This is a genomic window from Halomonas ventosae, from assembly GCF_004361885.1.
Classification (GTDB): Bacteria; Pseudomonadota; Gammaproteobacteria; order Pseudomonadales; family Halomonadaceae; genus Halomonas; species Halomonas ventosae_C.
This window is the reverse complement of sequence record NZ_SNWH01000015.1, coordinates 55,447-63,597: the sequence shown is the minus strand read 5'-3', so window position 1 is coordinate 63,597 and position 8,151 is coordinate 55,447. Positions and strand designations below refer to the sequence as shown.

At 66.8% G+C, this 8,151-nt stretch carries 8 protein-coding genes and 1 pseudogene; 7 read left to right on the top strand and 2 right to left on the bottom strand.

Annotation, left to right across the window (positions count from 1 at the left end; genetic code table 11):
- Positions 1 to 581 (bottom strand): transposase zinc-binding domain-containing protein (locus DFO68_RS11550; RefSeq protein WP_432206841.1); only part of this gene is annotated, 581 nt, incomplete at its 3' end.
- Between the two features lie 142 nt (positions 582 to 723).
- Between DFO68_RS11550 and DFO68_RS11545 the strand changes: the two are divergent.
- The 3 genes and pseudogenes from DFO68_RS11545 to DFO68_RS11535 form a co-directional block, all read left to right on the top strand.
- Positions 724 to 1,287 (top strand): annotated as a pseudogene (locus DFO68_RS11545) (transposase); the annotation flags it as partial.
- A gap of 242 nt (positions 1,288 to 1,529) precedes the next feature.
- Positions 1,530 to 1,913, top strand: coding sequence for an alpha/beta-hydrolase N-terminal domain-containing protein (locus DFO68_RS11540; protein ID WP_208107414.1), 384 nt, complete (start codon positions 1,530 to 1,532; stop codon positions 1,911 to 1,913).
- Positions 1,914 to 2,021: 108 nt separating this feature from the next.
- A complete protein-coding gene (locus DFO68_RS11535) occupies positions 2,022 to 2,573 on the top strand; it encodes a Fic/DOC family protein (protein WP_208107413.1) in 552 nt (183 codons plus the stop codon).
- Here DFO68_RS11535 and DFO68_RS15520 read toward each other — a convergent pair.
- Positions 2,551 to 2,715 (bottom strand): hypothetical protein, encoded by a 165-nt coding sequence (locus tag DFO68_RS15520; RefSeq protein ID WP_166637560.1) that lies wholly within the window; start codon positions 2,713 to 2,715, stop codon positions 2,551 to 2,553. The genes DFO68_RS11535 and DFO68_RS15520 overlap by 23 nt on opposite strands.
- 86 nt (positions 2,716 to 2,801) lie before the next feature.
- Between DFO68_RS15520 and DFO68_RS11530 the strand changes: the two genes are divergently transcribed.
- The 4 genes from DFO68_RS11530 to DFO68_RS11515 all read left to right on the top strand — a co-directional run bounded on the left by DFO68_RS11530 (position 2,802) and on the right by DFO68_RS11515 (position 8,150).
- The gene (locus tag DFO68_RS11530) at positions 2,802 to 4,175 is read left to right on the top strand and encodes a type I restriction endonuclease (RefSeq protein ID WP_243726499.1); all 1,374 of its coding nucleotides are present in this window, start codon (positions 2,802 to 2,804) and stop codon (positions 4,173 to 4,175) included.
- A 45-nt stretch (positions 4,176 to 4,220) separates the two neighbouring features.
- Positions 4,221 to 5,576 carry an IS1182 family transposase gene (locus DFO68_RS11525; RefSeq protein WP_133483794.1) on the top strand — a complete coding sequence of 452 codons (1,356 nt, stop codon included), beginning with the start codon at positions 4,221 to 4,223 and terminating at the stop codon, positions 5,574 to 5,576.
- 196 nt (positions 5,577 to 5,772) lie between these two features.
- Complete coding sequence (locus tag DFO68_RS11520; protein ID WP_243726498.1) at positions 5,773 to 7,761, top strand: type I restriction enzyme subunit R domain-containing protein; 1,989 nt, start codon at positions 5,773 to 5,775, stop codon at positions 7,759 to 7,761.
- Positions 7,758 to 8,150 (top strand): YgjP-like metallopeptidase domain-containing protein, encoded by a 393-nt coding sequence (locus DFO68_RS11515; protein WP_243726497.1) that lies wholly within the window; start codon positions 7,758 to 7,760, stop codon positions 8,148 to 8,150. The genes DFO68_RS11520 and DFO68_RS11515 overlap by 4 nt, the downstream gene beginning before the upstream one ends.
- The last annotated feature ends 1 nt before the right edge of the window (position 8,151 follow it).

Genomic DNA, 8,151 nt, shown 5'->3' with positions numbered 1-8,151 from the left:
CGCGGGGGCTCGACGTTCGCGTCGTACACGCCGTCGAGCCACAGCATGTGGAAGTGAACATTCAGGTTCAGCGCGCTGCCGAAGCGCTGGATCAGCGTTACCGCGCCGCATTGCGCCGTATCCCGTGGCACGCCGGCCTGATCGGCAAGCCAACCGGCGATCACACGATGCACGATGCCCAGCACCGGGCCGATCGCCTCAGGCTTGCTGGCGAACAGGAAGCGCAGCGGGTACGGAAAACTCAGCACCCATTGCCGCACCGGCCGCGGGCCGAACACCTCGTCCACCAGATGCCGCGCCGACTCGGCCATGCGCCGTGCGCCGCAGCTGGGGCAGAAGCCGCGCTTCTTGCAGGAATACGCCACCAGCCTCTCGGCACGACAGTGCTCGCAGACCACGCGCAGGAAGCCGTGCTCGAGCACGCCGCAGCGCAGGTAGGTCTCGAACTCCTCGCGCACATACTCGGGCAGCGGGCGGTCTTCTACCTCACGGCGCGCGAGAAAGTCCGGCCAATGCGCCTGCACCAGCGAATACAGCAGCGTGCGCTCGGGACGGTGAGGCGCATAGCGAGCCGTGGGCAGATGCGCTGCCGGCGACGTTGCGTGCGCCACGGCATCCTGCAGCTGCGACACGGTCGCGGCGAGGCGCGGCACGAAACACTCCGGTGCAGGGAATGGCTGCTCAGGCTTGCGCCCGCCCCGGCCGGTTCATATCGGCCTTTATGAGCTGCACCTCACACCGCTGGAGCTGATCGACCGCATTGCCGCGCTGGTTCCCCCGCCACGCACCCACCGGCACCGCTATTTTGGCGTGTTGGCACCCAACTCGCCGCTCAGGGCTGCGGTGACGGCGCTGGCGACACCGGCGCAAGCCGCTCCCGTGCTGGGCGCGTCGATCAGCACGGGGGAGTGCGCGCCTGGTGTGGTACCGATGAGCAGCGCGCTGCCATCCCAGAGCGAGCCGGTGCTGCCCAAGCGTGCAGCGCACTACCTGTGGGCGGTGCTGATCGCCCGCATCTACGAGGTGTTCCCCCTCTTGTGTCCGCTGTGTGGCGGGCATATGCGCATCATCGCGTTCATTACGCACAGCGCTGACATCCGGCACATCCTGGACCACATCGGGGCAGATTCAGAGCCACCCCGCATCTCCCCGGCGCGCGGGCCACCGCTGTGGGATGACTGTAGTGATGCGCAGATGGATGACGGGGCGCAAACCGAGCCAGCAGACTGGGACCTAGCGGCGCAACCGGCACCGGACTTTGAGGTCGATCAGCGCATCAGTTGGTGAATGAACAAAGCGGCGATTTTGACTTGCCGCGAACTGGCTCTGCGCCCGGTACACGCCGAGCGCCGCAAATCACTCTCCTGAACGCCAAACCCTGGTGGTGAACCTGACACCTGGGCGGGAAAATCGAGTGTCTCAGCCGGCTTGATGGCGCTTCCGCGGTGCGATACTTGGCCTCATGCGGTTAAAACGCCTATCCGTGTCCGGTATATTGGCCCAAGGGGACCACTCGCAGGGGATACTTGATGCGACAGGACGACGACGCTGCACTCGCTTCCGGTACTACATCCGATGGCTGGTTCACCCGGCTCCGGCGTTCGCTGCTGGCGCGCCTTGGCAATACCGGGCTCGTGCTGGGGACGTTGTTCTTCGCCGCCTCGCTCACGCCCAGCCTCACGCCACGGATCACGGTCGCGCAGGCGGTGCTGTCGGGCATGTGCCTGGCCGCCGGCTACGGCCTGGGCGTGCTGCTGCGCTGGCTGTGGGGATACCTGGAGCTGCCGCTCCCCGGGCCGGCGGGACAGCCGCGTCGCCGCCGTATCGCGGTCGTCGCCTGCGCGGTCATCGCCGCGCTCGCGCTTTGGCGCAGCAGCTCAACCAGTTCGTCAACGCCCTGCGCCCGCGGTTGAAGGCGATGGGCCACTGACGAGGCTTTGCGCCGGGGGAGCAACTGGATGAACCGGTATCGCACCACAGGATCACAGGGCAGCGCCGAGCCCGGCTCAGGTGGCCGGGTAATGGCCAACAGGCTCGGCATCACCGACCAGGAGAGCCTGGACGAGGCCGAAGCCGAGCTGCTGCTGAAGCTGTACGAGGAGGTGTTCGGTTCGCTGGCGGAAGATCAGCCGCTTGATACCGCGCTGCTCAAGCACTGGCATCACCGCTGGCTCGGCAGCCTCTACGACTGGGCGGGGGAAGAGCGCCAGGTCAATCTGGAGAAGGATGGCTTCCCCTTCGCTGCCGCGAGACAGCTGCCCTTTCTGCTGCGCGAGCTGGATCAGAAGTGGCTGAACCGGCTGACGCCCTGCAGCGGCATGAGCCGCGAGGAGGCGATAGACGCCATCGCCCAGGTCCATGTCGAGCTGATCCTGGTGCATCCCTTCAGAGAGGGAAACGGCCGCATCGCCCGTCTACTGGCCGATGCCATGGCCTATCAGGCGGGGCTGGGGCTACTGAATTACGATGACTGGAGAGTGAACAAGGAGGCCTATATCCAGGCCATTCATGCTGGGTTCGACGGTGACTATGCGCCGATGATGGAGCGGGTCAGGCAAGCGGCAGGGACTTGAAGCGGGACTTGCCGGAGCGAAGCCGGGCTTCGATGCCGCGGCTGGCCTCGCCGGTCTCCACGGCGGTGGAGGAGGCAACGCTCTTCAGGAGGGCGTCACGGCTCACGGTACGGCGCTGCTTGGGGGGGCGGGATGTGGTCATGCCTGTCTCTCCTTGCTGATATGCTCATTTTACGCGCATACCGCGCCCCCTGCATCAAACACCCTACAGCACCTTGGAGCTACGGCATGGCAGGACCCGAGTACACGGATGTCGAGAAGCCCTTTATCGACCAGTTGGTCGGTCAGGGCTGGGAGTTCCTGGCCGGCTCGGTGGACGATCCCGCCGTGACCCACCGCGAGAGCTTCGCCCAGGTAGTGATGGAGCCCCTGCTGCGCGAGCGGCTGCGCCGGATCAACCTGCGCGACGGCGAGCCCTGGCTCGATGAGGCGCGCCTGGATCAGGCCGTCGCCGCCATCACCCGGCTGCCGGCCAGCAGGGTCCTGGAGGCCAACCAGCAGGCCACTGAGTTACTGCTGGGCGGCCTGCCAGTGGAGGGGCTGGAGGGCTGGGACGGCGGCCGCGGCCAGACCCTGCGCTATATCGACTGGGACGAGCCCGCCAACAACTTCTTCACGGTGGTCAACCAGTTCAAGGTGAAGTGCCCGCCCGGCCACGATGGCGCCAAGGTCCACGTGATCCCGGACCTGGTGTTGTTCGTCAATGGCATCCCGCTGGTGGTGGTGGAGTGCAAGAGCCGCAGCGTGCCGGAGGGGCTCAGCCAGGCGGTGGACCAGCTGCGCCGCTACCACGACCAGCGCTTCCTGGAGGGCGAGGTCGGCGAGCACGAGGGCGCCCCGGCGCTGTTCGCCACCAGCCAGTTTCTGGTGGCCAGCAACTTCGACGAGGCCCGAGTCGGGACCATCGGCGCCCGCTTCGCCCACTACCTGAGCTGGAAGACGGTGGCGCCGATGCGCGAGGCGGAGGTGGCCATCGATCTCGGCGTGGCGGACCTCTCTGCCCAGCAGCGCCTGATCGCCGGCATGCTTACCCGGGCCAACCTGCTCGACATCGTGCGCCACTACACCCTGTTCATGAACGTCGGCGGCCAGACCATCAAGCTGGTGTGCCGCTACCAGCAGTTCCGCGGCGTCACCCGGGCCATGGAGCGCCTGAAGAGCGGCAAGACCCGCCGCCAGGATGGTGAGGCCGACCGGCGTGGCGGCATCGTCTGGCACACCCAGGGCAGCGGCAAGAGCCTCTCCATGGTCTTCCTGGTGCGCAAGCTGCGCACCGACCCAACGCTGCGTCGTTTCAAGGTGGTGGTGATCACCGACCGCAAGGATCTCCAGGCCCAGCTCTCCGCCACCGCCGAGCTCACCGGCGAGAGCGTCGAGAAGGCCGGCAACACTGCCCAGCTCAAGAAGCTGCTGGGCCGCGACGGCCCCGGCCTGGTGTTCGGCACGATCCAGAAGTACCGCGATCCGGACGCCGAGGGGGAGGAGGGTCAGGGCGACGAGGAGGCTGGCGCCGGTGCCGGGCTCGACACCGGCCGCCGTGATGCCGCCGAGCCAACTCCCTATGCCAACGGCACGCCTAGCAGTCTGTCGGGTTTTCGATAACGTCGTGAGATACTCGCTTCCAGCTGCCACCACCGGAACGTCGCCATGAGCCGCTTCATCCCCGTTGACCGCCAGACCGACTATCTTCTGCCGCCTTCCGTGGACGAGTGGCTGCCCGATGACCACCTGGCGCGCTTCGTCGTGGACGTCGTCGAGCAACTGGACCTCTCCGCGCTGACGCGTCGGTACGCCGGTCGGGGGCACAAGGCCCATCACCCTGCGGTGTTGCTGAGCCTGCTGGTCTACGGCTATGCCACCGGGGTGTATTCCAGCCGCAAGATCGAGCGGGCCACCTATGACTCGGTGGCGTTCCGCTACCTGGCCGCCAACACCCATCCCGACCACGACACCCTGGCCACCTTCCGGCGGCGCTTCCTGCCCGAACTGGAGCAACTGTTCGTCCAGGTGCTATTGCTGGCCCGCGAGATGAAGCTGCTCAAGCTCGGCACCATCGCGCTGGATGGCACCAAACTCAAGGCCAACGCCAGCAAGCACAAGGCGCTGTCGTATGGCCATGCCAAGAAGCTGGAGACGCAGTTCAAGGCCGAGGTAAAAGCGCTGACCCAGCGGGCCGAGTCCGCGGATCGGGATGACGCCGCCGATGGCATGGATATCCCGGCGGAGATTGCCCGTCGCGAACAGCGTCTGGCGGCGATCGCCGAGGCCAAGGCCAAGATCGAAGCGCGGGCCGAGGAGCGAGACGCCGTCGAACAAGCCGCCTACCAGGAAAAGGTGGCGCGCCGTGAGGCGCAGCGGAAGGCCGGCAAGACGCCTCGTGGGCGGGATCCCGAGCCACCGACGGGCGGCCCCCGCGACAAGGATCAGGTCAACCTCACCGACCCACAATCACGCATCATGCCGGTCACCGGCAAGGCCTTCGATCAGTGCTACAACGCCCAGGCGGCCGTCGATACCGACACCCTGCTGGTCACCCACGTGCATGTCACCCAGGCGACCAACGACAAGCAGCAGGTCATGCCGTTACTGACCGCATGGCAGGGCTACCCCGAGGCGTTGGGGCGCCCCAGTTGCCTGCTGGCCGACACGGGCTACTTCAGTGCGGCCAATGTCGATGCCTGCCATGCCCATGGCATCGAACCGCTGCTGGCCATGAAGCGCGATGTCCATCATCTCCCCGTGTTCGAGCGCTTCGCGGCGGATCCGCCCGCCCCGGCGAGTGAGGATCCCGTCGAGCAGATGGCGCACCGCCTGAAGACCCGGGCGGGACGCGCCCTGTATGCGCTGCGCAAGCATACGGTGGAACCGGTCTTCGGCATCATCAAGCACGTGATGGGGTTCCGGCAGTTCTCGCTGCGTGGTCTCGACAACGTCAGTGGTGAATGGTGCTTGGCCACCCTGGCCTGGAACATCAAGCGGATGCACCGCCTGGCTGCCGGATGAGGGGAGATCCCTCACCGGGTAGCGCGTCACCGGGGTCAGGAGCGGTGCAAGGCGAGGCAGGGAGGGCCAACAGCGACTCTCCCGCCACATGACCGACTACCCTGCGAAGAAACCAGAGAGGGGACGTTGCTTCTACGCTTCATGCCCTCTAATCCGACAGACTGCTAGGAAGCCGACCCTGAGCGAGCCCTTCGAGGTGCTCAACACCAGCGAGGAGATCCTGATCCTGGTGGACGAGGCCCACCGCACCCAGGCCGGCGACCTGCACGCCAACATGATGCGCGCCCTGCCCAACGCCGCCCGCATCGGCTTCACCGGCACGCCCATCATCATGGGCGACAAGAAGCGCACCCACGACATCTTCGGCGAGTACATCGACCGCTACACCATCAAGGAGGCGGAGCAGGACGGCGCTACGGTGCCGATCCTCTACGAGGGGCGCACCGCCAAGGGGGCAATCAAGGACGGCGCCAGCCTCGACGGCCTGTTCGAGGACCTGTTCCGCGACCACAGCAAGGAGGAGCTGGAGGCGATCAAGAAGAAGTACGCCACCAAGGGGCAGATCTTCGAGGCGCCGCAGCTGATCCAGGAGAAGGCCCAGGACATCCTGCGCCACTACGTCACCCATATCCTGCCCAACGGCTACAAGGCCCAGCTGGTGGCCTACAGCCGCCGGGCGGCCCTGCGCTACTTCGAGGCCCTGGAGGCGGCCCGCGCCGAGCTGTTGGAAGAGGCGCTGGCGCTCTCCCCCGAGGACAAGGCCCTGGACGACACTCAGCTGCTGACGCGCCCGCCCCGGGTCAAGGCGGCGATCCAGGCCTGGCGCTATCGCGACGTTTTGCGCCAGCTGGAGTTCGCGGCGGTGTTCAGCAGTGGTAACAACGATGATCCTGATTATGCCCGTTGGAGCGACCGCGGCGCGGTGGAGAGCCATATCAAGCGCTTCAAGAAGCCACTGCCGCCGCTGGACGGGACGCCTCCCAAGGACCCCGCCAAGCACGACCCGCTGGCCTTCCTGATCGTCAAGAGCATGCTGCTCACCGGCTTCGACGCCCCCATCGAGGGGGTGATGTACCTGGACCGCTCCCTGCGCGAGGCGGAGCTGCTGCAGGCCATCGCCCGGGTCAACCGCACCGGCCACGGCAAGAGCCACGGCATCGTGGTGGACTACTTCGGCGTGGCCAACCACCTCAAGGAGGCGCTGGCCGCCTACAGCGAGGAGGACATCGAGGGCGCCCTGCAGAGCCTCAAGGACGAGATCCCGTTGCTGCGCGACCGCCACCTGCGGGTAGTCGATGTGCTGCGCGGCCAGGGGGTGGATGACCTCGACGACACCGAGGAGGCGGTGCAGGCGCTCGCCGACGAACGGGTGCGCGCCGAGTTCGTGGTCAAGCTCAAGGAGTTCAACCGCGGCCTGGACGACGTGCTGCCGCGCCCCGAGGGGCTGGAGTTCGTCAACGACGCCAAGCGGCTGGCCTACATCCATGCCCTGGCCCGCAACCGCTACAGGGACACCCCGGAGCTCGGCCGCGACATCGGCAACAAGGTGCGCAAGCTGATCGATGACTACGTGATCTCGCTGGGCATCGACCCGCGCATCCCGCCGGTGCAGCTCACCGACGCCGAGTTCGACGAGCACCTCGGCCGCCAGGTGGGTGACCGGGCCAAGGCCTCGGAGATGGAGCACGCGGTACGCTCTCACGTCCGCAAGCACCTGGACGAGGACCCGGTGAAGTACGGCCGACTCAGCGAGCGCCTGGAGGAGCTGCTGGAGCAGCTCGATGGCCAGTGGGCCGAGCAGGTAGAAGCCCTCAGGACGCTGATCCAGCAGCTGCGCGATGGCGCCCGGGTGGAGGGGGAGGCGATCCCCGAGATGCCGGCCCACGCCGAGCCCTTCTGGCGAGAGCTGGTGGCCAGCAGCGGCCTTTCCGTGGAGGAGTTGGACGAGGCCAGCGCCCAGAAGCTGCTCGAGGCTACCGAGGAGCTGGTCGGGCTGATCCAGCAGGAGATCGCCATCCCCGACTTCTGGAAGCCCTCCCATATCCCGGACCAGGAGGCGCTGCGCCAACACCTCTTCACCACCCTGATGATCAAGCGGCTCGTGCCCTTCGACCAGGCCAGCGAGGTGGCCCAGCGGCTGCTCGATCTCGCCCGCAGCAATCACGACAAGCTGGTGAACGCATGACCCAACTCGCCGTGGACGACCTGACTCTGGAGGTGCGCGAGAGCTCGCGCCGCAAGACCCTGGAGATCACCGTGGACCGCGACGGCGAGCTGGTCATCGCCGCGCCTCGCGGCACCGACGAGCGGCTCCTGCGCGACTTCGTGCTCGAGAAGCGGCTGTGGATCTACCGGAAACTGGCCGAAAAGGCCGAGCGCCGCCGCCGGCTGCCCCGCAAGGAATGCGTCAATGGCGAGGGCTTCCTCTACCTGGGGCGCAGCTACCGGCTCAAGCGCGTACCCCCAGAGGAGCAGGACGCTCCGCTCAAGCTCGTCGCCGGGCGTTTCCAGCTGCGTGAGGATGCCCTGGCCGACGCCGAGTTAAGCTCAGTTCTTGTGTATGGAGGGCAGTAGA

Excerpts from the sequence above, each read along its gene's own strand:
- DFO68_RS11540 (WP_208107414.1), top strand. The coding sequence starts at position 1,530 with ATGCGACAGGACGACGACGCTGCACTCGCTTCCGGTACTACATCCGAT.
- DFO68_RS11535 (WP_208107413.1), top strand. The coding sequence starts at position 2,022 with ATGGCCAACAGGCTCGGCATCACCGACCAGGAGAGCCTGGACGAGGCC.
- DFO68_RS15520 (WP_166637560.1), bottom strand. The coding sequence starts at position 2,715 with ATGACCACATCCCGCCCCCCCAAGCAGCGCCGTACCGTGAGCCGTGAC.
- DFO68_RS11530 (WP_243726499.1), top strand. The coding sequence starts at position 2,802 with ATGGCAGGACCCGAGTACACGGATGTCGAGAAGCCCTTTATCGACCAG.
- DFO68_RS11525 (WP_133483794.1), top strand. The coding sequence starts at position 4,221 with ATGAGCCGCTTCATCCCCGTTGACCGCCAGACCGACTATCTTCTGCCG.
- DFO68_RS11515 (WP_243726497.1), top strand. The coding sequence starts at position 7,758 with ATGACCCAACTCGCCGTGGACGACCTGACTCTGGAGGTGCGCGAGAGC.